Raw genomic sequence first — 20,796 nt, forward strand, 5'->3', positions numbered from 1 at the left:
CAAGCAGTGCGCATCGGCTCCATCGAGCTCGCCAGCCCGGTGGTCTTGGCACCGATGGCAGGCGTGACCAACGTGGCTTTCCGGACACTGTGCCGGGAGCTGGAGTTGACCCGGGTCGGCACGGTCAGCGGGCTCTACGTCTGCGAGATGGTGACCGCCCGGGCCCTCGTCGAGCGGCATCCGGTCACGATGCACATGACGACGTTCGCCCCGGACGAATCGCCGCGCTCGTTGCAGCTGTATACCGTCGACCCGGCCACCACCTACGCGGCGGCCAAGATGATCGCCGACGAAGGCCTGGCCGACCACATCGACATGAACTTCGGCTGCCCGGTGCCTAAGGTCACCAAGCGCGGCGGGGGTGCGGCACTGCCGTTCAAGCGGCGCCTGTTCGGCCAGATCGTCGCCGCGGCGGTGCGCGCCACCGCAGGCACCGACATTCCGGTGACGGTGAAATTCCGCATCGGCATTGACGACGACCACCACACCCACCTCGACGCCGGCCGCATCGCCGAAGCCGAGGGCGCGGCCGCGGTCGCGCTGCATGCCCGAACCGCGGCGCAGCGTTACTCCGGCACCGCCGACTGGGAGCAGATCGCTTTGCTCAAGCAACATGTCACGACGATTCCGGTGCTGGGCAACGGCGACATCTACGACGCCAGCGACGCGCTGACGATGATGGCCAGTACCGGATGCGACGGCGTCGTGATCGGCCGCGGTTGCCTGGGCCGGCCCTGGCTGTTCGCCGAACTGTCGGCCGCGTTCACCGGCACCCTGTCCCCCACCCCGCCGACGCTCGGTGAGGTCGCCGACATCGTGCGCCGGCACGGCGAGTTGCTCACCGCGCACTTCGGTGAGGACAAGGGCATGCGGGACATCCGCAAACACGTCGCCTGGTATCTGCACGGTTTCCCGGCCGGATCCGATCTGCGGCGCGCGCTGGCCCTCGTCAACACGCTCGACGAGCTCGACGCGCTGCTGGACCGGCTGGACCGCACCGTCGAGTTCCCGGAGGCGGCGACCGGGCCACGCGGGCGCCAGGGTTCACCGGCCCGCGTCAGTCTGCCCGAAGGGTGGCTGAAGGACCCCGATGACTGCACGGTTCCAGCGGGGGCCGACGTCATGCACTCCGGCGGCTGAGCCGAACCCGCTCGAAATCGCGTCTGCGGCGATAAGTCAGTACGATGTGGACCTTGCTTGATTGCGTTTGGGTAGCGGTCGGTTTAACCCGCTGCCCAGGGGCTGTGGATTACGGCGCGACCCACGGGGTGGCGAAGCTGCAGCGCTATTAGCGTGGCGCGGCGGTGAATTGGCGCACGGACATCACTGACGGCGGCATCAGGGCTTCGGAGGCGGGTAGGACATGAGTGACGGCGAGGTGGACGCCACTCTTGACCATCGCCGTGGCCCCCGCGACCGTCATGCCTCCCCGAGTTCGGCCGGCTCGAGCGCCGCACCGTGGGAGCGATTCTCCGAACCACTCGCCGACGACAGCGTCCACCGATGGCAGATCGAGCCGCCCGCCCAGACATCCGACCAAGAGCCGGCCGAACCTGTCGAGCGGTCGGCCCGCAGCACGGAGCGAGGCGGTGGAAGCCATGCCTCCGGTGCGCTCAGCGTCGCGGACCTGATCGCCAAGGTCGGCGCAACCAACGCCGGCACAAGGCACCGCCGGGCGGCCCTCGACGAGGGAGCCGACGAACCCGAGCCGGACCTGCAGGACACCCAGGTCATTGATACCCCGGCCTACTTGCTCGACGTGGTCTCGGAGGTTCCCGACCTCGGGCTGACGAACTATCCGCATGGCGACGAGACCGAGCTGGAACTCGCGGTCGAGGAACCCAGCGATGCGCGTCCGGTGAAGCCGAAGCGGATCCGCCGACCGAAATCTCCCGCGAACTCGGCGCCGAAACGCAAGTCCCGCCGTCGGCCGATACTGCTGGTCGTTCGATCGATGGCCGCGCTGTGTGCCGGGGTGGCGCTGGCCGTGACCGGCGGTGCTTACCAGTGGAGTGCGTCGAAAAACCATCGCCTCAACGTCGTCAATGCGCTCGACCCGGACTCCGGCGACATCGTCGACCCTGGTGGCCAGTACGGCGATGAAGACTTCCTGATCGTCGGCATGGATTCGCGCTCCGGGGAGAACGCCGACATGGGCGCGGGTGACACCGAGGACGCGGGCGGCGCCCGGTCGGACACCGTGATGCTGGTCAACATCCCGGCGAACCGCAAACGCGTGGTGGCGGTCTCCTTCCCCCGCGACCTGGCGATCACCCCGATGCAGTGCGAAGCGTGGAACCCCGAAACCGGTAAGTACGGCCCCCTCTACGACGAGAAGACGAAGACCTGGGGTCCCAAGATGGTCTACACCGAGACCAAGCTGAACTCGGCGTTCTCCTTCGGCGGCCCGAAATGTCTGGTGAAGGAAATTCAGAAGCTGTCCGGTTTGAGCATCAACCGGTTCATCGCCGTCGACTTCGCCGGGTTCGCCAAGATGGTCGAAGCCCTCGGCGGCGTGGAGGTGTGCAGCAAGACCCCGCTGCACGACTACGAACTCGGTACCGTCCTCGAGCATTCGGGACGCCAGATCATCGATGGCCCAACGGCGCTGAACTACGTGCGGGCCCGCCAGATCACCACGGAATTCAACGGCGACTACGGGCGCATCAAACGCCAGCAATTGTTCTTGTCGTCGCTGCTGCGTTCGCTGATCTCTGAATCCACCCTGACCGACCTCAACAAGCTCAACAACGTCGTCAACATGTTCATCAGCAACAGCCGCGTGGACAACGTCCAGACCAAAGACCTTGTTCAGCTGGGTCAGTCGCTGCAGGGCATGGCCGCCGGGCACTTCACCTTCGTCACGGTGCCCACCGGTGTGACAGACCAGAACGGCGACGAACCGCCGCGGACCGCCGACATGAAGGCCCTGTTCAGCGCGATCATCAACGATGATCCGCTGCCCGAGGAGAACGACCAGAACGCGCAGAACCTGTCGACGACGCCGAGCTCGGGACCGACGACCGCACCCACCACCAAGAAGTCATCGCCGCCGAGCGCCGCACCCGAGGGGCGACGCGAGCAGGTGACGACGACCTCGCCCGACGAGGTCACTGTGCGGGTCTCTAATGCAACCCCGCAGAGCGGACTCGCCGCCACCGCCACCAGCCAACTCAAACGCAACGGCTTCAACGTCATGTCACCCGATGACTATCCGAGTTCACTGAACGCCACGACGGTGTTCTTCTCGCCCGGCAACGAACAAGCGGCCGCGACGGTGGCATCGGCATTCGCCAACTCGAAGGTGGCCCGCGTTTCCGGCTACGGACAGGTCGTTCAGGTAGTGCTCGGCCCGGACTTCAAGTCGGTGAGCACTCCGGCGCCCAGCGGCTCGTCGCTGTCCGTCCAGATCGACCACAGTCCGAGTAGCACGCCGACCAAATTGCCGGACGACCTGACGGTGACGAACGCCGCCGATACCACCTGTGAATAACCGTATTTCGGCTCAGTAGATCGCCGATTACCACGCTGAGTCAGTAGGCTTGGCGATATGCGGACCGCCTATCATGAGCAACTCTCGGATTTGTCCGAGCGCCTCGGCGAGATGTGCGGGCTGGCGGGGGTAGCTATGGAGCAGGCAACCCAGGCGCTCTTGCAAGCCGATCTCGTCCTGGCCGAACAGGTGATCTCCGGCCACGAAGAGATAGCCCAGTTGAGTGCGCGCGCCGAGGAGAGCGCCTTTGTCCTGCTGGCGTTGCAGGCACCGGTGGCCGGCGATCTGCGGTCCATCGTGAGTGCCATCCAGATGGTGGCCGATATCGACCGGATGGGCGCGCTCGCGCTGCACGTCGCCAAGATCGCTCGTCGACGCCACCCTCAGCATGCCCTGCCCGAAGAGGTCAACGGCTATTTCGCTGAAATGGGCAGGGTCGCAGTCGAATTGGGCAACAGCGCGCAAGAAGTGGTGTTGTCTCGCGATCCGGAGAAGGCCGCCCGTATCCGCGAAGAAGACGACGCGATGGACGATCTGCACCGGCACTTGTTCTCGGTGCTGATGGACCGCGAATGGAAGCACGGTGTGGCGGCCGCCGTCGACGTGACGCTGCTGGGCCGCTTCTACGAACGCTTCGCCGACCATGCGGTCGAGGTGGCCAGGCGGGTGATCTTCCAGGCGACGGGCAAGCTACCCGAAGACGAGGCGGCGCAGACGTCGCCGTAACCCGTTAGCCGAAGCGACCGGAGATGTAGTCCTCGGTGGCCTTCTGTTTGGGGTTGGAGAAGATCTTCTCGGTGTCGTCGATCTCGATGAGCCGGCCGGCCTTGCCCGCGGCTTCCAGGTTGAAGAACGCCGTCTGATCGCTGACACGAGCGGCCTGCTGCATGTTGTGCGTCACGATCACGATCGTGTAGTCCTGCTTCAACTCGCTGATCAGTTCCTCGATCGCCATCGTCGAGATCGGGTCCAGCGCGGAGCACGGCTCGTCCATCAGCAACACATCGGGCTGAACGGCGATCGCGCGCGCGATGCACAACCGCTGCTGCTGTCCGCCGGACAGACCACCACCGGGTTTGTGCAACCGATCCTTGACCTCATCCCACAGGTTGGCCCCGCGCAGCGAGTGTTCGGTGACTTCGTCGAGCAGCTTGCGATTGCGCACGCCCTGCAGCTTCAGCCCCGCCACCACGTTGTCGCGAATAGACATGGCGGGAAACGGGTTTGGCCGCTGGAACACCATGCCGATCGCCCGTCGTACAGCAACCGGGTCGATGCCGGGGGCGTAGATGTTTTCATCGTCAAGCATCACCGCGCCCTGGACCCGCGCACCCGGGATGACCTCGTGCATCCGGTTCAGCGTGCGCAAGACGGTCGTCTTGCCGCAGCCGGATGAGCCGATGAAGGCCGTCACACTCCGCGGAAGAATCGACAGCGTCACGTCGGCGACCGCCTGAAACGACCCGTAGTAGATGTTGACGTCTTTGAGGTCCAACCGCTTGGCCACCGGTACTCCTGCCTAGGACTTCTTGGGAGCAAACATCTTCGAAACCATTCTGGCTCCGACGTTGATCGCGGCAATCATCACGATCAGGGTAAGCCCCGCGCCCCAGAGCCGCTCGGTGGGAACCGGGTTAACGCCTGCGCCCGCTGCTGTCTCGTTGAACATCATGCCAGGCAACGTCCCCATGAATCCCTTGAAGAGATCGAAGTTCATCGCCTGCGAATAACCGACCAAGACAAGCAGCGGCGCCGTCTCGCCCATCACCCGTGCCAGCGCCAACATGATCCCGGTGATAATGCCCGGCAGCCCGGTCGGAATCACCACCCTGACAATGGTTTTCCACTTCGGCACGCCCAACGCGTAGCTGGCCTCGCGGAGATCCATCGGCACGATCCGCAGCATCTCCTCCGTCGATCGCTCGATCACCGGCAGCATCAACAAGACCAGCGCCAACGACACCGCGAACCCGGAACGGCCAAGGCCCAGCGTGGCTACACACGACGCGTAGATGAACAATGCGGCAACAATTGATGGCACACCGGACAAGATGTCCACCATGAATGTGGCCAGTCTGCCAAGCCGTGTTCCGCCCCCGTACTCGACCAGATAGATCGCGAGCATGACCCCGATCGGGACGGAGATCGCGGCGGACATCAATCCCTGCAACAGGGTGCCGGCGATCGCGTGGTAGGCACCCCCTCCGCGCGCAAACGGCGTCGTGCCCGCCTGCGAATGCGTCCACCACGACGTGGACGCGATCGCGTTGAATCCCTTGACGACAACCGCGCCCAGCACCCACAGCAGGGGCGCCAGCGCAATCAGCATCGACAGCGAAACCAACACCGTCGCAACGATGTTCGAAGCCCGGCGGCGCCGTCCGAGTCCGGACAGTGTGCGAGCCTTGAGCGGCCGGTCGTAGATCGAGGTCATCGCGCGCCCTTGCGGATCCCGGCGAGGGCGCCGCGCGCCAGCGCATCGACGATGAAGGTCAGCACGAAAAGCACCAGTCCCGCCGCGATATACGCGCCGGCTTTATATCGGTCGTTGAATTCCCACGCGGTGGCCGCGATCTTTGTCGCGAAGGTCGAGCCGCCGTCGAATAGCGACCAGCCGAACGCCTTTTGAGTGCCGCGCAAGATGATCAGCAGAGCGACCGTCTCGCCCAGGGCGCGGCCCAGCCCGAGCATCGCGCCGCTGATGTACCCCGACCTACCGAACGGCAACACCGTGGTGGTGACGACCTCCCAGCGGGTGGCACCGAGGGCCAGCGCGGCCTCGATCTGCTCGTTCGGCGTCTGCACGAAAACTTCCCGGGTGACTGCGGTGATCAGCGGCAGGATCATCACCGCCAGCACGATCCCGCCGGTGAAGATGGTGCCGCCGCCGGCGGGAGACGCAGTGCCGTCGGCGAACAGGAAGAACCAGCCCAGCGACTGGTTCAGCCAGGTCGCGACCGGCCGCAGCTGCGGCGCCAGCACATACAGGCCCCATACCCCGTAGATGATCGAGGGCACCGCGGCCAGTAGATCGACCGTGTAGGCCAGCGCCCCGGCGAGCCGCCGCGGTGCGTACTGGGTGAGGAAGATGGCGACGCCCAGCGCCACGGGCATCGCCAGGATCAATGCGAACACCGAGATGAACACTGTCACCTGTAGCAGGTCGAGGATGCCGAAGTGCATCGCCGAGGTGTTGGTGGTGCCCCAGTTGCCGCGGTAGGTGAAGAAGTCTTCCTGGTTGCGCTTGAACGCCGGTACGGCGCGCATCAGCAGAAACCCGCCGATCGCGATGACGACGGTGGCGACCAGGACCGCCGAGGTCTCCGCGAACTTGCGAAAGACCCGGTCCCCGAACCGGGATTCGACAGCCTTCCAGGAGCGGATGGGCACGACTGGCGCCTCCGGAAAGGACGCGGCGACAACCGCCCCCGAACCCGCCTGGGATGGATCTGGCGTAGTCATTGTCAATCCGTCACTGCTGGTTTTGGTGTGCTCCTGGGGCCCGCGGGCTACTGCATCGCATTGATCGCGGTGATCAGTCGCTCCTTGACCTTATCGGTCAACGGGATGTAGCCGGCCGAGGAAAGGTTGGCCTGGCCGGTGTTCGCCGCCACGCTCAGGAAGGACTTGATCGCCTTGGCGGTCTCGGAGTCATAACCCTTCGAGCAGACGATCTCGTAGGTGGCCAGCACCAACGGGTAGGCGCCCGGCTGCTGGGCGGCATACATCGAATTCAGGTTCAGCACCAGGTCGTTGCCTCCCGTCACGAAGGTGGCCGTGTCGATCGCGGCACTGGCCGTCTCGGTGGTCAGCGGGACCACGCCGGTGGCCGTGGCGAGTTGGGCGTAGGGAAGGCCAGCCTGGTCCGCGAAACCCTTCTCGACGTATCCGATGGCGCCATGGGTGGCTCGCACCGCCTGGATCACACCGGAGGACTTCGTCGCTCCTTCGCCGACACCGCCCAGAAATTCGGTACCGACTCCCTGCGACCAGCTCTCGGGCGCTGCGGCGGTCAGAAACTTCTGCACGTTGTCGGTGGTACCCGACGAGTCCATCCGGTAGATCGGCGCGATCCTGATGTCAGGCAGGGCGACACCGGGATTCAGCGCCGTCAGGACAGGGTCGTTCCAGAAGGTGATCCGGCCGGTCAGAATCCTGGCCAGCGCATCGCTGTTGACGATCAACGTCTTGGCCTCGGGCAGGTTGTAGACCAGCGCCACCGGGCCGAACACCAACGGCAGGTCCCACGCGGGGTTTCCGTTGCAGCGCTTGGTGGCGGGCAGGATCTGGTCGGCGATCAGCGGCGAGTCCGATCCGGCGAAATCGACGTGGCCGGCGATGAATTGCTCGCGGCCCGCTCCCGATCCCGTCGGGTTGTACGACACCGACTTGCGCGGGCAGTACTGGCCCCAGACATGGCCGAACACCGCCATCGCATTCTGTTGGGCGGTCGACCCTTCGGCCGTCAGTTCGTTTTTGCCGCCGCAGGTCGGCGTGCCGGCGGGTCCCGAGGACGCGCCCGAGGCCGGGTCGTGACGGTTGTCATCGCTGCCGCAGGCCGTCAGGCCCGCACTGGTCATCGTGATCGTCAGCACCGCTGCCGCCAGCGCCTTGCCCACGTTGTCCAGGCTCACCGATCTCGCTTTCTGACACTGTTTCGACGCATGCGGCCGCCGCCGCTCGAAACTATGCGCTGACGCACCGTTCACAAGAGTGCCTAGGTGGTGAACGTGCGGTGAATTGTCAGCTGGCACGCCACTTCTGCCTGCGCTTTCTTTCAGCCGGTGGTGGACGCCGGCGCATAGGCGGTGTCGACGCTGTGGGTGGTGAATCCCTGCCGCTGATAGGTCCGAACCGCAGCGACATTGTCCGATTCGACGTAGAGCAACACGGTGACGCCGCCCGAGTCCGGCGACCCGAGGAGCCGGCGCGCCAGCGACTCGATGCCCACGGCCGTTAGCATCTGCCCCAAACCGCGGCCCTGCGCGGACGGGTCGACACCGAGGACGTACACCTCGCCGAGCCGCGGCTGGTCGAGATGCACCTTGGTCCAGTGGAAGCCCAGTAGCGCATCGCTGTCGTCGAACGCCAAGAACAAGCCAGCCGGGTCGAACCACGGCTCGCTGCGCCGCTCGGCCAGGTCGGCCGCGGTCCATCCGCCCTGCTCGGGGTGGTCGACGAACGCGGCGTTGTTGACCCGCAGCAGCTCGGCGTCGTCGTCGGTACCGGCATAGGTACGCACCCGCACGCCGGGCAACGGGCTTACCGGCCCGGGGATCTCGTGCAGCGAGAGCCTCATCTGGACGAGTTCCCGCACCGCGATCAGCCCCAGCGCAGCCGCGGTCGCGGCGGCCGGCGCCAGCGTGCCATGGGCCCAAAAACGGTTATTCCCAAGGGTTTTGGCGATTGCCGCGCGCCCCATCGCGGTGCCGATACCGCGTCGGCGCGCCTGCGGGTGGACTACGAGCTCGGCCATCCCGTCAACGCCGTCACGCGGCGGACTGAGATTCAGGTAGCCCTGGATCGTGTTGTCAGCGGTGACCAGCAGGTGATCCGTGCGGTCCTGCCCGAGTTCGCGAAGTACCTGTTCACCGACGGGTGCTACCCCATCCAATTCGGTTGCCGCAGCGACCAGTTCACGCACCTGCTGCTGCTCTTGCGCGGTCAGTGCGGAGCGCCAGTCAGGCGCGATCACTGACTGCGCAGCGGGTCGGCCAGTGGATCCTGTAGATTTTCGGAGTCGGCCTCGTCGCTTTCGGGCTCGTCGTCGGGTTGGGGAATCGGCGCTCGTCCGCGCGCCGGGCGAACCGCCTTGTAGCCCACGTTGCGAACCGTGCCGATCAGCGCCTCGTACTCGGGTCCGAGTTTGGCCCGCAGCCGGCGCACGTGCACATCGACCGTGCGCGTGCCACCGAAGAAGTCGTATCCCCACACCTCGTGCAGCAGCTGGGCGCGGGTGAACACCCGGCCCGCATGCTGGGCCAGGTACTTCAGCAGCTCGAACTCTTTGTAGGTGAGGTCCAGCGGGCGGCCCCGCAGCCGCGCGGTGTAGGTGCCTTCGTCGATCACCAGCTCGCCCAGGCTGACCTTGCCGGCGCTTTCCTGGTCGGCCAGCCCACCGCGGCGACCCACCACCAGCCGTATCCGGGCGTCAACCTCGGCGGGTCCGGTGCCGGGCAGCAGGATTTCGTCCAGCCCCCAGTCGGCGCTGACCGCGACCAGCCCGCCCTCGGCCACCACCGCCACCACCGGCACCGACCGGCCCGCGGTGCTCAACAGACGGCAAAGCCCGCGCGCGGCCGACAGATCGGTGCGCGCGTCCACGAGCACCGCGTCCGCGGTCCCCGCCTCCAGCAGGGAAGAAGGCTCGGGCGGCGCCGTCCGCACGGTGTGGGGAAGCAAAGACAACGACGGCAGGACTGGGTCCGGGTGCAGCTCAGAGGTGAGTAGTAGTAGCTCCAACAAGCCCCTCCAGCTCGTGGGAAAGGCATCTCCCAGATTCATAAAGCCACGCGGCGTTAGTGGCCAGGCCATCTAACGATAACGTGCTACCTGGCCTTTGTGCGTGTCCTTGCTGACGACTGTGAGCCCCGCCACGAGGCAATCCAGACCGGAATCCGCCGCCGCGCCACGCGGCGAACTACGCCACAATATGCGCATGCACAGGGTGCTGATCAGTGTGATCGCCTCGGTTTCCGTCGTGGCGGCCATCGTCGTCGGCGCCGTCGGCGTGGACTACGGCGCCAGCATTTACGCCGAATACCACCTCTCGCGCACCGTACGCACCGCGGCGGATCTGGGGTCAGACCCCTTCGTGGCCATCCTGGCCTTCCCGTTCATTCCGCAGGCCATTCGCCGCCACTACAACGAGCTGGAGATCAAGGCAAACGGCATCGAGCACGCGCCGACCGGCAAGGCCACGCTGGAAGCCACCATGCACTCGATCGACCTGACCTACGCATCGTGGCTGATCAGACCCGATGCGAAGCTACCGGTGGGCAAGTTGGAGAGCCGCATCATCCTCGACTCGACGCACCTGGGCCGCTACCTCGGCATGGACGACCTGATGGTGGAGGCGCCACCCGCCGAGACCAACGACGCCACCGGCGGCACCACCGAATCGGGTATTTCCGGCAACCACGGGCTGGTGTTCAGCGGCACCCCTAAATCGGCAAACTTCGACCACCGGGTGAGCGTGTCGGTGGACCTGTCGATCGCTGCTGATGACCCGGCGACACTCGTGTTCACCCCGACCGGCATCATGACCGGACCCGATACCGCCAACCAGGCCGTCCCGGACGATAAGCGCGACGCCGTGCTGCGCGTGTTCGCCGCCAGACTGCCCAATCAGCGGCTTCCGTTCGGCGTGGCGCCGCGCACGGTGGGAGCTCGCGGCTCGGACGTCATCATCGAGGGCATCACCACGGGAGTAACCGTGACCCTCGAAGGGTTTAAGCAATCATGACCACCACCGTCGTCGTCGCGATCCTGGCGGCTGTTGCCCTGGCGGCAGTTGCCGGTTGGCTGATGACCCGGCACTCCGGAAGCCTGAAACAGGTTGCTCCCGGACCCGGCGAGAGCGCCGGCGCCGACTCCGCGGACCTGGGCCTGTCCAGTACCGGGCCGACCGTCGTGCATTTCAGCGCACCGTGGTGCGGACCCTGCGATCGTGTCCGCCGGGTGGTCGGCCAGGTGTGCGACAACATGGGCGACGTGGCGCACGTCGAAGTCGACATCGACGCCAACCCCGCAGCCGCACGCCGGTTTTCGGTGTTGTCGCTGCCGACAACCCTGATTTTCGACGTCGACGGACGTCAGCGTTTCCGGGTATCGGGTGTCCCCAAGCCCGCCGACCTGCGCTCCGCGCTCGAACCGCTGTTGGCTTGATCGCGATGTCATTGGGTAAGCTGACCGACGTGTTATCCCGCATGGAGCCCATGCTCACCAGGCGTCGCGCAGTCGATCTGTGCCGCATCGCGGGTTGTTGTTGTCGCTGTTGCTGTAGCTGCTGAGTAGCCGCGCCCGCCCGCGCAGCACTCGGAGCAGCCCGGAACCCCACCGTGGTGTGTCTCTACTTTTCCGTGCAACAGGCGAATAGGAGTCTTTCGTGTCAAGCCCCGATACCACCGCCCAGCTGGACCGCGTCGACGTTCGCGGACCCAGATTCGCCGCCTGGGTCACCACTGCGGTCCTGGTCGTCACCCTGCTCGTCTCCGCCCTGAGCCCGCCGGCGGCCGCGGTCATCCTGGGTTTGCAGGCCGTCATCTTCGGAATCGGCGCTCTGGGCGGCCCGCGCCGCCACCCCTATGGCCGGGTGTTCGCCACGCTGGTGGCACCCCGGCTGGGCCCGGTCAAGGAGCGCGAACCCGTGGCTCCCCTGAAGTTCGCCCAATTGGTAGGCCTGGTCTTCGCGATCGTCGGTACGACCGGATTCGCTGTCGGCGCTCCCCTGGTGGGCGTCGTCGCGACGGCCTTCGCGCTGGTGGCGGCGTTCCTGAATGCGGCCTTCGGCATCTGCCTGGGCCGCCAGCTTTATCCGCTTGTGGTTCGCTTACGACCGACCGCCGGCCCGGCGTAACCCACGTTCATCGCAAGTAATCGAAAGGATCCACCCCATGGCACGCTCTGACGTCCTGGTCTCCGCCGAATGGGCTGAGAAAAACCTCGACACGGCGAACGTCGTGTTCGTCGAGGTCGACGAGGACACCAGTGCCTACGACGCAGGCCACATCGCCGGTGCGGTCAGGCTCGATTGGCGCACCGACCTGCAGGACCCGGTCAAGCGCGACTTCGTCGACGCCCAGCAGTTCTCGAAACTGCTGTCCGACCGCGGCATCGCCAATGACGACACCGTGGTGCTCTACGGCGGCAACAACAACTGGTTCGCCGCCTACGCCTACTGGTACTTCAAGCTCTACGGCCACAACGACGTCAAGCTGCTCGACGGCGGCCGCAAGAAGTGGGAGCTCGACGGGCGCCCGCTGACCGCCGACCCCGTCAGCCGCCCGGCCACCTCATACACCGCGGCGCCGCCGGACAACACCATCCGGGCGTTCCGGGACGAGGTCATCGCGGCCATCAACACCAAAAACCTGGTCGACGTGCGCTCCCCCGACGAGTTCTCCGGCAAGATCCTGGCGCCCGCGCACCTGCCGCAGGAGCAGAGCCAGCGACCCGGACATATTCCGGGAGCGATCAACGTGCCGTGGAGCCGCGCCGCTAACGAGGACGGCACCTTCAAGTCGGACGAGGAGTTGGCCAAGCTGTACGCCGACGCCGGCCTGGACGGCACCAAGGAAACGATTGCCTATTGCCGAATCGGGGAACGTTCGTCGCACACCTGGTTCGTCCTGCAGGAATTACTCGGGCATAAGAACGTCAAGAACTACGACGGCAGTTGGACGGAATACGGCTCCCTGGTGGGCGCCCCGATCGAGTTGGGAAGCTGATATGTGCTCTGCACCTAGGCAAGGACAGACGTTGCCGGCCAGCGTCGACCTGGAGAAGGAAACCGTGATCACCGGCCGCGTCGTCGACCGCGACGGCCAGGCCGTCGGTGGCGCCTTTGTCCGCCTGCTGGACTCGTCGGACGAGTTCACGGCAGAGGTCGTCGCGTCGGCCACCGGCGACTTCCGGTTCTTCGCCGCACCGGGAGCGTGGACGCTGCGTGCGCTGTCCAAGGCGGGCAACGGCGACGCTGTCGTCGCGCCGTCGGGCGCCGGTATCCACGAGGTGGACGTCAAGATCGCATGACCGCCGACGCCGCGACCGGGATCACCCGGGAGCGCGGTTGACGGCGCGAGGCGAATAGACTCGTCAGCGTGGTGCTCTTCTTCGAGATCATGCTGGTCGCGACAGTCGTGGTCATCTCCTGGTTCGCGTTGTACACCCTCTACCGACTCATCACCGACGAGTCGTGACTTACGAGGACCCTGAGGGACCGGCCGGTTCTGCAGGCTCCGGCGACCGCGCGGTGGCTGCCGCAGCCGAACGCGCCAAGGTGACCGCGGCCCGCAACATCCCGGCCTTCGACGATCTGCCGGTCCCGCCCGACACGGCGAACCTGCGTGAAGGCGCCAACCTCAACGACGCGCTGCTGGCGTTGTTGCCGCTGGTAGGCGTCTGGCGGGGCGAGGGCGAGGGCCGCGGACCCGATGGCGACTACCGGTTCGGGCAGCAGATCGTGGTCTCCCACGACGGCGGCGACTACCTGAATTGGGAAGCCCGATCCTGGCGCGTGGACGGCGACGGCAATTACCAGGAACCCGGCCTGCGCGAGACCGGCTTCTGGCGATTCGTCTTCGACCCCGACGACCTGAGCGAATCCCAGGCCATCGAGCTGTTGCTGGCACACTCGTCTGGTTACGTCGAACTCTTCTATGGGCGCCCGCGCAACCAGTCGTCGTGGGAGCTGGTGACCGATGCCCTGGCCCGCAGCCGATCGGGCGTTCTGGTCGGCGGCGCCAAGCGCCTCTACGGCATCGTCGAAGGCGGCGACCTCGCCTACGTGGAGGAGCGGGTGGACGCCGACGGCGGACTGGTCCCGCACCTGTCGGCGCGGCTGTCGCGATTCGTCGGCTAGCGGCCCGCTGCTGTTGCCCGACTAGCTAATTCGCACTCGCACCAAACCATTGCCTTCGCCCAATCTATTGCGTGTACTGTTCGACGTCCGAGCGACCGCGCGAAGGGAGATCGGCGGATGCGTCCCAAGAGGGCACCCTCGCCCATCTTGCGTTGGGCCGTAACCGCGGTCGGCCTGGTGTTGATCACCTACTTGGCCGTCCTGGATGCGCGCCCGTCGGTCGACGACTCATTTCCAGCCTGGCTGGGGTGGTTCGGCCGGCCGGGATCGATGCCGACGCTCGCCGTCGTTGTCGTCGTGCTCATTTGGGCGTCGGTGCTGAATTTCCGCTCGGGTAGCCACCGGGTGGTGGGTGTTTCGTTCACCCTGATTGCAGCCCTGGTCCCGATGACGGCGGTCCTCGGGCTGACTTCCTACTGGGGATGTCACGACGCCAACCATCCGGCCTTCTTCACTCCCCTGATGGCGACGGCGAGTCTGGTCAAGGGCGGTACCGGGGACTTCTCGGTCGGCGGGAAAACCTGCCCGAGCCCCACGCCCGTCGGCCTGGAACTGGCCCGGATCGCCGCGCTGTCGGCCATCTTCACCGGATTGGGCGGTGCCGTGGTCGGGGTCTTCCGATCCCAGGTGGACCGGATACGGGCCAACTGGGCCGAATCCGTTACGGCGGTCGTCGGGATCGACAGTGACACCCCGTCGATGCTCAGCGCCGTCGGGCGCACCTTGGACCGGCGCAGCACCCTGGTCGTCATCACCGGCGCCAGCGACGACCGCGTGCAGCGGGCCCGCCGCCAAGGCGCCCGGGTGGTGCTGGTGGACTTCAACACCCCGTCGACCCTGGTGTCACTTCGGCTGTGGCGCCGCCTTTCTCGGCTCTACCTGATAGCACCGGACCCGGCGCTCAACCTGATGTGGCTCGACCTGATCAGCCGCCGGCTCTCCGAAATCGCGCACAAGCAGCGGTTGCCGCTGATCGTGCGCATGGACGATCCCTGGCTGGCCCAGGCGTGGCGCGCCCAGCAGTTCGGCGGGTCGGACACCCGATGGGCGGCCGACGTGGTCGGCAAATACGAGGTGACCGCGGGCCGGTTACTCAACAGCATTCTGGCGACCGGGCGGACCAAGCAGGTATTCGTCTGCGGCACTTCGCAATTGACACTGGCACTATGCGCCGACCTGACCCAGCGCGCGCTGGAGCGCGACTTCTACACCCCGCCCGGCGCGGTCACGCTGCCCGCGCTGACCCTCGTCGAACGAGACGCCGAAGAGTACCTGCGCGATCACGAGTTCCACCGCCAGCAAGCGGGATTCGCCTCCGAGGGCCCGACGATCGACGCGGTTGCCGAGGCCCCGGCGATACCGACCATGCTGAAGCTGATCGGCGATGTCGACCCTGCCACCAGCGCGGTCATCTTCGTCGACGCGCATGCCGGAACAACCGCGGCCCGGCTGGCCGCCCGCTTCCCCGACATGCCCATCTACGCCTCCGACCTGAACACCAGCATCACCGACGACTCGATCCAGGTCGTCGGCCGACTGCAGTCCTACTCGCTGGTGCTCGACACCCAGGAGGGTCAGGTTCAGGACGCCTGGGAGCGCGCGGCCCGGCTGATCCACGAACGCTATGTCGCCACGATCGACCCGAGCTGGACGCGGGGCCCCGCATCGGTGCCGTGGGCCGAGCTCAACGAGTTCTACCGCGGGTCCAACCGGCGCCAGGTCCGCAACGCGTTATGGATGGTCGAACAAATCGCGGGTCATACCTGGAACACCTGGGGCAGCCCGCCACAACAGCTCTCGGGCAGCGAAATGGCCGAGTTGACGCCGCTGGAACAGCTTGCGCTGATGGGCTTCGACCACGATTCCGCGCTGCGGATGGCCCGGGCAGAGCACGAGGACTGGTGTCGCTACTACCGGCGCAACGGCTGGAAATACGGCTCCCCGCGCGATGACTCACGCAAGATCCACAACAAGCTGGTCGACTGGTCCGCCGTGGAATGCGACCCGGAATTGCTCAACGCCGCGGTGCGCAGTTTGGCGGGAACGCTGTGGAGCCTGCGGCAGCTGGGCTTCCGGTCGCGTCCGCTGTGGCAGTCCTTCACCCGGGTGGGGACGGTCACCGCCGAGCAACGAAGCGCGCCATGGGCATGGACGTCGGACTCCGGGCACCCGATGCGCGCCGACGCGGGCGACTGGGCCATCTCCGAGGACGGCAAGGTCTGGTCGGTGCGTGACGACATTTTCCGGGACACCTACGAGCCCGCGGGCGACGGGCAGTGGCAACGCAAGGGGCGGGTACAAGCCCGCCCGGCGTATCCGGGCGAAACCATCAACACCCTGGAGGGGCCGACGAGTGCCGCCGAAGGCGATTGGGTGGTGCGCGGAGCCAGCGGTGAGCAGTGGCCGGTCCCCGGTGACGAGTTCGCCCGGCGCTACGCCGCGTACCGACCGCCCGAAGAAGCCCATGCCCCAAACGGTGGCGAGGGGTGACCGGTCGTCTGTTTGCGAGTCCGAAATCGCGCTGAAAATTTGCGCATCCTGAAGCGGCCCAACACTGATACGGTATCGGCGCATGTGCGTATGGGTCGCGCAGGCAGGCTTTCGCCCCAGTTGGTTAGCTCCGCTTCACCCTAGGAGAGTGCGATGGCGCTGTTTATCAGCTACTCGAGCCAAGATCGGTCGACGGTCGACGCCCTGACCACCGCCCTTCGCCGCGGACAGAACCAGGTGTGGTTCGACCAAGAGCTCGGCGGCGGCGACTCGTGGTGGGCCAAGATCCTCGAGCAGATCCGCGATTGTGAAGTGTTCATCGTCGCGCTGTCGAGCAACTGGTTGCAATCCAAGCCGAGCCAGGCGGAGCTGCGCTACGCCCAGGCGCTGGGCCGTCCGATCCTTCCCGTCCGGATCGGTGAAGTCGACAGCATGCGCGTGAATCCCCTTGCCGCATTGCAGATCATCGATTACCGCGAACCGACGGTGGACGCCGGCATCCAGTTGGTCACCGCCGTGCACGCGCTTCGCAGCAAGCCCGTGCCGTTGCCCGACCCGCTGCCCGAAGAGCCCCCGGTGCCGTTCGGCTACATCACCCGGCTGGGGAACACCCTGGCCGAAAAAGAGCTGAGCCCGCAGCAGCAGCTCCAGCTGTTGGTCGAACTGCGCTCCGGGTTCGACGAGGACGGCGACGACCCCAGCGCCCGCGGCGACATCGCGCAGCTGTTGCGCATGCTGCGCCTGCGGCACGACGTCACCTACCGCACCCGAAGCGAAATCGACAACGTGCTGGCCGAAATCGAGGCCAAGGACGGTTCGCCCGGAGGCGCCGCCAAGGCCGCGGCTCCGGCTGCTGCCGCTGCGTCGACTCCCGCGGCAGCACCCAGCGGCGCGAACGCTGTCACCGTCCCGACCGCGGTGAGCGGCGGCGCGGCCGGCGGCGGCGGATCGAACAAGCGGCTGCTCATCATCGGCGGTGCCGCGGGCGCGGTCATCGCCGCGATCGCGATCGTCGTGGTGATGACCACGCAGAGCAGCAAGCCCAAGCCTGCTCCGCAGGCGTCGAACTCGAATTCGGCTCCGGCCACGCCGAATTCGGCACCCAATCCGGGCTCGGCGAAGCTGGATTCCTTCCTGATCGGCGCCCCTGAAGTCGGCGCCATCGTAGGTGACCCAACGTTGGTGCCCGGCGAAAAAGTCAGTGGGCTACGCAGCCCGAAGTACACGCTGTCCGATCCCGAGTGCGCCGGCGCTTTCGAGCCCACCATCGCGGCGGTCTATCAGGACGCCGGCGGATTCACCGCCACGAGCACGCTGGTCGTGCACTCGCCTGGACAGGACCCGCCGCTGCGGATCATCGAGGCCGTCTCGGAATTCTCGTCGTCCGAGAAGGCGAGCGCGTTCGTCGCGGCATCCGCCGACAAGTGGAAGGCCTGCGCCGGAAAAACGGTGACGGAGAAGCTCAATGGCAAGAGCTTCGATTACACATTCGCCCAAGTCGACGGGACCGTACCCCGGATCGCGATGCAACGCACCCGTTCGGACAATGCCAAAACCTGCCACCACGTGCTGCACGCGGAGGGCGCCAACGTCATCGAGGTGAATGTGTGCGGCCCGGATGCCGCGCCGGGCCAAGCCGGCAAGATCGCCGAGCAGATCGCCAAGAAGGTGGACGACTAAAGGCCCAAGACATGGAGCGGCCCCCGAGCCATGCTCCCGGTTGGACAGACCGGGAAGCTCGGGGGCCGGGTGGCTACGTGGAATTCGCCAGCGCGCGTATATCGCTAGCTCTTCGGAAGCCATGCAGCTAGCGCGTAGCCACCTCACATGTCCATGAAGCTATCAATTTCGCGGACCACCTCCTTCCTTGTGTACGGCCGACCGTACCCGCCACTGCGCGAGCCGACAACACAATTCAGCGCTCAGCGATCACTGACGATCGCCGCGTCGACCAGCTGGGCGAAGTCCTCGGTCATCGGCGATCGACCCAGCGGACGGCCGTCGATCGTGTGCACGCGAGCGGCCAGGGTCATGCTCGATACCAACCAGACTCCTTGGGCAGCATGCAAATCCGCGACCCGTAGCGCCCGGTAGTCGCAGTCGTAGCCTTTACTGCGTGCCACCTCGAACAACGCCTGCTGGGTGGTGCCGCGCAAAATCGGATACCAGGGCGGCGGCGTCAGCAGGCACAGATTGCGGTCCGGGCCCGCATCGGAATCGGTGGCGATCACCACCGTCGAACGCGGGCCTTCCAGGATGTAGCCGTCGGAGCTGACGAAGATCACGTCGCCGGCGCCCCGCTGGGCGGCGTGGCGCAACGCGGCCATATTCACCGCGTAGGACAGGGTTTTCGCACCGGCCAACAGCCAGGGCATCTCGCCGACACCGATCGCGGGCAGTCCTCGGTCCAGCGTGATCGCCGCCAGGCCATTGTGGCGAACCACGGCAACCCTTTCCGGAACCGCGCTGACCATCACGTACGCGGTGGGCTCGGACCCACTCTCACGCCCGCGGCTGTAGATCAGCCGCAACGCGGCTTCGGCAGACGAGCCCGCCACCCACTCCCGGGTGGCGATGTCGATCGCGGCCCGCCACTTCGGAAGGTCCGGCTCGGGCAGGTCCATGAATTTGGCCGATTGAGTCAGGCGCTGCAAATGCGACCCGACGAGACAGGCACCGCCGTCGCGGACCAGCAGGGTCTCGAAGGCACCGTCACCGCGCACGGCCGCGAGATCGTCGGCGTGCAAGAGCGGGGTATCGGGCGGATGTATCTCGCCGTCGAGGGTGACGATCACACCCGTCTGGGCTGCCATGCCGAAAGAGCCTATCGGGTCGCGTGATTACGCCGGCCGCGAACGGGCGACAGCACGCAGACACTGCCGAATGTGCGGCTGGCCGCGCACTCGTCGCCCAACGTGCGGCTGGCCGCACACTCGTTGGACCAGAGCCCAGATCCGTAGAGTTGACGTGTGACCTGCGCTAGCCACGATGCAGTGGGGGTACCGCCCGCTTGCGGGGGACGAAGCGATGAGGAGGAGCAGCGCACATGACTGCAGCACCCGCCCCCGATTCCGGGCCCGACGCCGGCGCGATCTGGCACTACGGCGACCCGCTCAGCGAGCAGCGCGCGGCCGAAACCGATGCCGTGCTGGTGGACCGCTCGCATCGCGCGGTGCTCACCCTGACCGGCGCGGACCGGCAGAGCTGGCTGCACAACATCTCGACCCAACACGTCAGCGAGCTACCCGACGGGGCCAGCACGCAGAACCTCAGCCTGGACGGGCAGGGCCGGGTGGAGGACCACTGGATGCAGACCGAGCTCGGCGGCGTCAGCTACCTAGACACCGAACCCTGGCGCGGTGAGCCGCTGCTGAACTACCTGAGCAAGATGGTGTTCTGGTCGGACGTCACGCCCGCGGCCGCCGACCTGGCGGTGTTGTCGCTGATCGGACCGCGGCTGGGCGACCGCGCGGTGCTCGAGGTGCTCGGCCTGGACGCCCTGCCCGACGAGGTGGCTGCGATCCCGCTACCCGGCGGCGGCTTCGTGCGGCGGATGCCCACCTCCGGAGCCGGCCAGATCGAACTCGACCTATTGGTACCGCGGGGCGATGCCGCCGACTGGCAACGCCGCTTCGCGCAGGCCGGCGTGCGTCCGGCCGGGGTATGGGCCTACGAAGCCCATCGGGTCGCGGCCGTGCGCCCGCGCCTCGGGGTGGACACCGACGAACGCACGATTCCGCACGAGGTGCGCTGGATCGGTGGTCCGGGTGACGGGGCCGTCCATTTGGACAAGGGCTGCTATCGCGGCCAGGAAACCGTCGCCCGAGTCCACAACCTGGGCAAACCACCCCGAATGCTGGTCTTGTTGCACCTCGACGGCTCGGTGGACCGGCCGTCGACCGGCGACGCGGTGCTCGCGGGCGGGCGGGTGGTGGGACGGCTGGGCACCGTCGTCGATCACGTGGATCTGGGCCCGATCGCGCTGGCGTTGCTCAAGCGCGGGATACCGGCCGACACCGAACTGGCAACCGGCCCGGAGGGCTCGGTAGCGGCGGTCATCGACGCCGATACGCTGCCGCCGAGCGAACAGATCGGGGCGGGACGGCTCGCCGTCGAGCGGTTGCGGGGCGGGACGAGATAATGTCCGTTGAAGTCCAACACGGCGGGCAGGGGGCACCGACGCTCATCCGCGAGGCACGGTAAGCTGTTGGCAGGACAATAACGACACCAG

20 protein-coding genes and 1 pseudogene are annotated in these 20,796 nt (G+C 66.5%); 14 read left to right on the forward strand and 7 right to left on the reverse strand.

All coding sequences use genetic code 11. From position 1 onward, the window contains the following. Window positions 1–6: 6 nt before the first annotated feature. From dusB to phoU, 3 genes are all read left to right on the forward strand, one after another. Window positions 7–1,140: a tRNA dihydrouridine synthase DusB gene (gene dusB / locus MAAFP003_RS23995; RefSeq protein WP_096290152.1), complete on the forward strand. Its 1,134-nt coding sequence runs from the start codon at window positions 7–9 to the stop codon at window positions 1,138–1,140. Between the two features lie 223 nt (window positions 1,141–1,363). Next, the gene (locus MAAFP003_RS24000) at window positions 1,364–3,493 is read left to right on the forward strand and encodes an LCP family protein (protein ID WP_096290153.1); all 2,130 of its coding nucleotides are present in this window, start codon (window positions 1,364–1,366) and stop codon (window positions 3,491–3,493) included. Between the two features lie 57 nt (window positions 3,494–3,550). Beyond that, window positions 3,551–4,219, forward strand: a complete 669-nt coding sequence (phoU, locus tag MAAFP003_RS24005; RefSeq protein ID WP_096290154.1) for a phosphate signaling complex protein PhoU — start codon at window positions 3,551–3,553, stop codon at window positions 4,217–4,219. Between the two features lie 4 nt (window positions 4,220–4,223). Here phoU and pstB read toward each other — a convergent pair whose 3' ends face one another. The 6 genes from pstB to MAAFP003_RS24035 form a co-directional block, all read right to left on the reverse strand. Continuing rightward, window positions 4,224–5,000: a phosphate ABC transporter ATP-binding protein PstB gene (gene pstB, locus MAAFP003_RS24010; RefSeq protein WP_096290155.1), complete on the reverse strand. Its 777-nt coding sequence runs from the start codon at window positions 4,998–5,000 to the stop codon at window positions 4,224–4,226. A 12-nt stretch (window positions 5,001–5,012) separates the two neighbouring features. Then, a complete protein-coding gene (gene pstA, locus MAAFP003_RS24015; protein ID WP_096290156.1) occupies window positions 5,013–5,927 on the reverse strand; it encodes a phosphate ABC transporter permease PstA in 915 nt (304 codons plus the stop codon). Beyond that, a complete protein-coding gene (pstC, locus tag MAAFP003_RS24020; RefSeq protein ID WP_096290157.1) occupies window positions 5,924–6,955 on the reverse strand; it encodes a phosphate ABC transporter permease subunit PstC in 1,032 nt (343 codons plus the stop codon). The genes pstA and pstC overlap by 4 nt, the downstream gene beginning before the upstream one ends. A gap of 47 nt (window positions 6,956–7,002) precedes the next feature. Next, a complete protein-coding gene (gene pstS, locus MAAFP003_RS24025) occupies window positions 7,003–8,127 on the reverse strand; it encodes a phosphate ABC transporter substrate-binding protein PstS (protein ID WP_423790940.1) in 1,125 nt (374 codons plus the stop codon). Between the two features lie 143 nt (window positions 8,128–8,270). Then, the gene (gene mshD / locus MAAFP003_RS24030; RefSeq protein WP_096290158.1) at window positions 8,271–9,188 is read right to left on the reverse strand and encodes a mycothiol synthase; all 918 of its coding nucleotides are present in this window, start codon (window positions 9,186–9,188) and stop codon (window positions 8,271–8,273) included. Then, complete coding sequence (locus MAAFP003_RS24035) at window positions 9,185–9,958, reverse strand: winged helix-turn-helix transcriptional regulator (RefSeq protein ID WP_096291376.1); 774 nt, start codon at window positions 9,956–9,958, stop codon at window positions 9,185–9,187. The genes mshD and MAAFP003_RS24035 overlap by 4 nt, the downstream gene beginning before the upstream one ends. Window positions 9,959–10,145: 187 nt before the next feature. Between MAAFP003_RS24035 and lmeA the strand changes: the two genes are divergently transcribed. The 9 genes from lmeA to MAAFP003_RS24075 all read left to right on the forward strand — a co-directional run bounded on the left by lmeA (window position 10,146) and on the right by MAAFP003_RS24075 (window position 18,245). Beyond that, window positions 10,146–10,958, forward strand: a complete 813-nt coding sequence (gene lmeA / locus MAAFP003_RS24040) for a mannan chain length control protein LmeA (protein WP_096290159.1) — start codon at window positions 10,146–10,148, stop codon at window positions 10,956–10,958. Then, entirely contained in the window at window positions 10,955–11,380 is a 426-nt protein-coding gene (locus MAAFP003_RS24045; protein ID WP_096290160.1) for a thioredoxin family protein, read from the forward strand. The genes lmeA and MAAFP003_RS24045 overlap by 4 nt, the downstream gene beginning before the upstream one ends. 41 nt (window positions 11,381–11,421) lie before the next feature. Beyond that, window positions 11,422–11,505, forward strand: a complete 84-nt coding sequence (locus MAAFP003_RS30170; RefSeq protein WP_372513296.1) for an Ms5788A family Cys-rich leader peptide — start codon at window positions 11,422–11,424, stop codon at window positions 11,503–11,505. 95 nt (window positions 11,506–11,600) lie between these two features. After that, complete coding sequence (locus tag MAAFP003_RS24050) at window positions 11,601–12,071, forward strand: DUF4395 domain-containing protein (protein WP_096290161.1); 471 nt, start codon at window positions 11,601–11,603, stop codon at window positions 12,069–12,071. Window positions 12,072–12,108: 37 nt separating this feature from the next. Beyond that, entirely contained in the window at window positions 12,109–12,942 is an 834-nt protein-coding gene (locus tag MAAFP003_RS24055) for a sulfurtransferase (RefSeq protein WP_096290162.1), read from the forward strand. A 1-nt stretch (window position 12,943) separates the two neighbouring features. Then, window positions 12,944–13,246, forward strand: a complete 303-nt coding sequence (locus tag MAAFP003_RS24060) for a DUF1416 domain-containing protein (RefSeq protein WP_036471607.1) — start codon at window positions 12,944–12,946, stop codon at window positions 13,244–13,246. 163 nt (window positions 13,247–13,409) lie between these two features. Then, the gene (locus tag MAAFP003_RS24065) at window positions 13,410–14,075 is read left to right on the forward strand and encodes a heme-binding beta-barrel domain-containing protein (RefSeq protein ID WP_096290164.1); all 666 of its coding nucleotides are present in this window, start codon (window positions 13,410–13,412) and stop codon (window positions 14,073–14,075) included. 117 nt (window positions 14,076–14,192) lie between these two features. Further along, window positions 14,193–16,565, forward strand: a complete 2,373-nt coding sequence (locus MAAFP003_RS24070; RefSeq protein ID WP_096290165.1) for a hypothetical protein — start codon at window positions 14,193–14,195, stop codon at window positions 16,563–16,565. A 153-nt stretch (window positions 16,566–16,718) separates the two neighbouring features. Further along, window positions 16,719–18,245 (forward strand): sensor domain-containing protein, encoded by a 1,527-nt coding sequence (locus tag MAAFP003_RS24075; RefSeq protein WP_096290166.1) that lies wholly within the window; start codon window positions 16,719–16,721, stop codon window positions 18,243–18,245. A 242-nt stretch (window positions 18,246–18,487) separates the two neighbouring features. On the opposite strand, the gene MAAFP003_RS24080 is transcribed toward MAAFP003_RS24075, so the two are convergent. Further along, a complete protein-coding gene (locus tag MAAFP003_RS24080) occupies window positions 18,488–19,360 on the reverse strand; it encodes an aminodeoxychorismate lyase (RefSeq protein ID WP_096291377.1) in 873 nt (290 codons plus the stop codon). A gap of 183 nt (window positions 19,361–19,543) precedes the next feature. Between MAAFP003_RS24080 and MAAFP003_RS29740 the strand changes: the two are divergent. Both MAAFP003_RS29740 and ygfZ read left to right on the forward strand, forming a co-directional pair. Continuing rightward, window positions 19,544–19,615: pseudogene (locus MAAFP003_RS29740) on the forward strand (16S rRNA (guanine(966)-N(2))-methyltransferase RsmD); the annotation flags it as partial. After that, a complete protein-coding gene (ygfZ, locus tag MAAFP003_RS24085; RefSeq protein ID WP_096290167.1) occupies window positions 19,612–20,706 on the forward strand; it encodes a CAF17-like 4Fe-4S cluster assembly/insertion protein YgfZ in 1,095 nt (364 codons plus the stop codon). The pseudogene MAAFP003_RS29740 and the gene ygfZ, both read left to right, overlap by 4 nt. Window positions 20,707–20,796: the final 90 nt, after the last annotated feature.

This window comes from Mycobacterium ahvazicum (assembly GCF_900176255.2).
GTDB classification, from domain to species: Bacteria; Actinomycetota; Actinomycetes; order Mycobacteriales; family Mycobacteriaceae; genus Mycobacterium; species Mycobacterium ahvazicum.

What these genes read in the sequence shown, in the direction of transcription:
- lmeA (WP_096290159.1), top strand. Translation starts at nt 10,146, where the DNA reads ATGCGCATGCACAGGGTGCTGATCAGTGTGATCGCCTCGGTTTCCGTC.
- pstA (WP_096290156.1), bottom strand. Translation starts at nt 5,927, where the DNA reads ATGACCTCGATCTACGACCGGCCGCTCAAGGCTCGCACACTGTCCGGA.
- MAAFP003_RS24055 (WP_096290162.1), top strand. Translation starts at nt 12,109, where the DNA reads ATGGCACGCTCTGACGTCCTGGTCTCCGCCGAATGGGCTGAGAAAAAC.
- pstC (WP_096290157.1), bottom strand. Translation starts at nt 6,955, where the DNA reads ATGACTACGCCAGATCCATCCCAGGCGGGTTCGGGGGCGGTTGTCGCC.
- MAAFP003_RS30170 (WP_372513296.1), top strand. Translation starts at nt 11,422, where the DNA reads ATGGAGCCCATGCTCACCAGGCGTCGCGCAGTCGATCTGTGCCGCATC.
- phoU (WP_096290154.1), top strand. Translation starts at nt 3,551, where the DNA reads ATGCGGACCGCCTATCATGAGCAACTCTCGGATTTGTCCGAGCGCCTC.
- ygfZ (WP_096290167.1), top strand. Translation starts at nt 19,612, where the DNA reads ATGACTGCAGCACCCGCCCCCGATTCCGGGCCCGACGCCGGCGCGATC.
- MAAFP003_RS24075 (WP_096290166.1), top strand. Translation starts at nt 16,719, where the DNA reads ATGGCGCTGTTTATCAGCTACTCGAGCCAAGATCGGTCGACGGTCGAC.
- MAAFP003_RS24045 (WP_096290160.1), top strand. Translation starts at nt 10,955, where the DNA reads ATGACCACCACCGTCGTCGTCGCGATCCTGGCGGCTGTTGCCCTGGCG.
- MAAFP003_RS24060 (WP_036471607.1), top strand. Translation starts at nt 12,944, where the DNA reads ATGTGCTCTGCACCTAGGCAAGGACAGACGTTGCCGGCCAGCGTCGAC.
- MAAFP003_RS24000 (WP_096290153.1), top strand. Translation starts at nt 1,364, where the DNA reads ATGAGTGACGGCGAGGTGGACGCCACTCTTGACCATCGCCGTGGCCCC.
- MAAFP003_RS24070 (WP_096290165.1), top strand. Translation starts at nt 14,193, where the DNA reads ATGCGTCCCAAGAGGGCACCCTCGCCCATCTTGCGTTGGGCCGTAACC.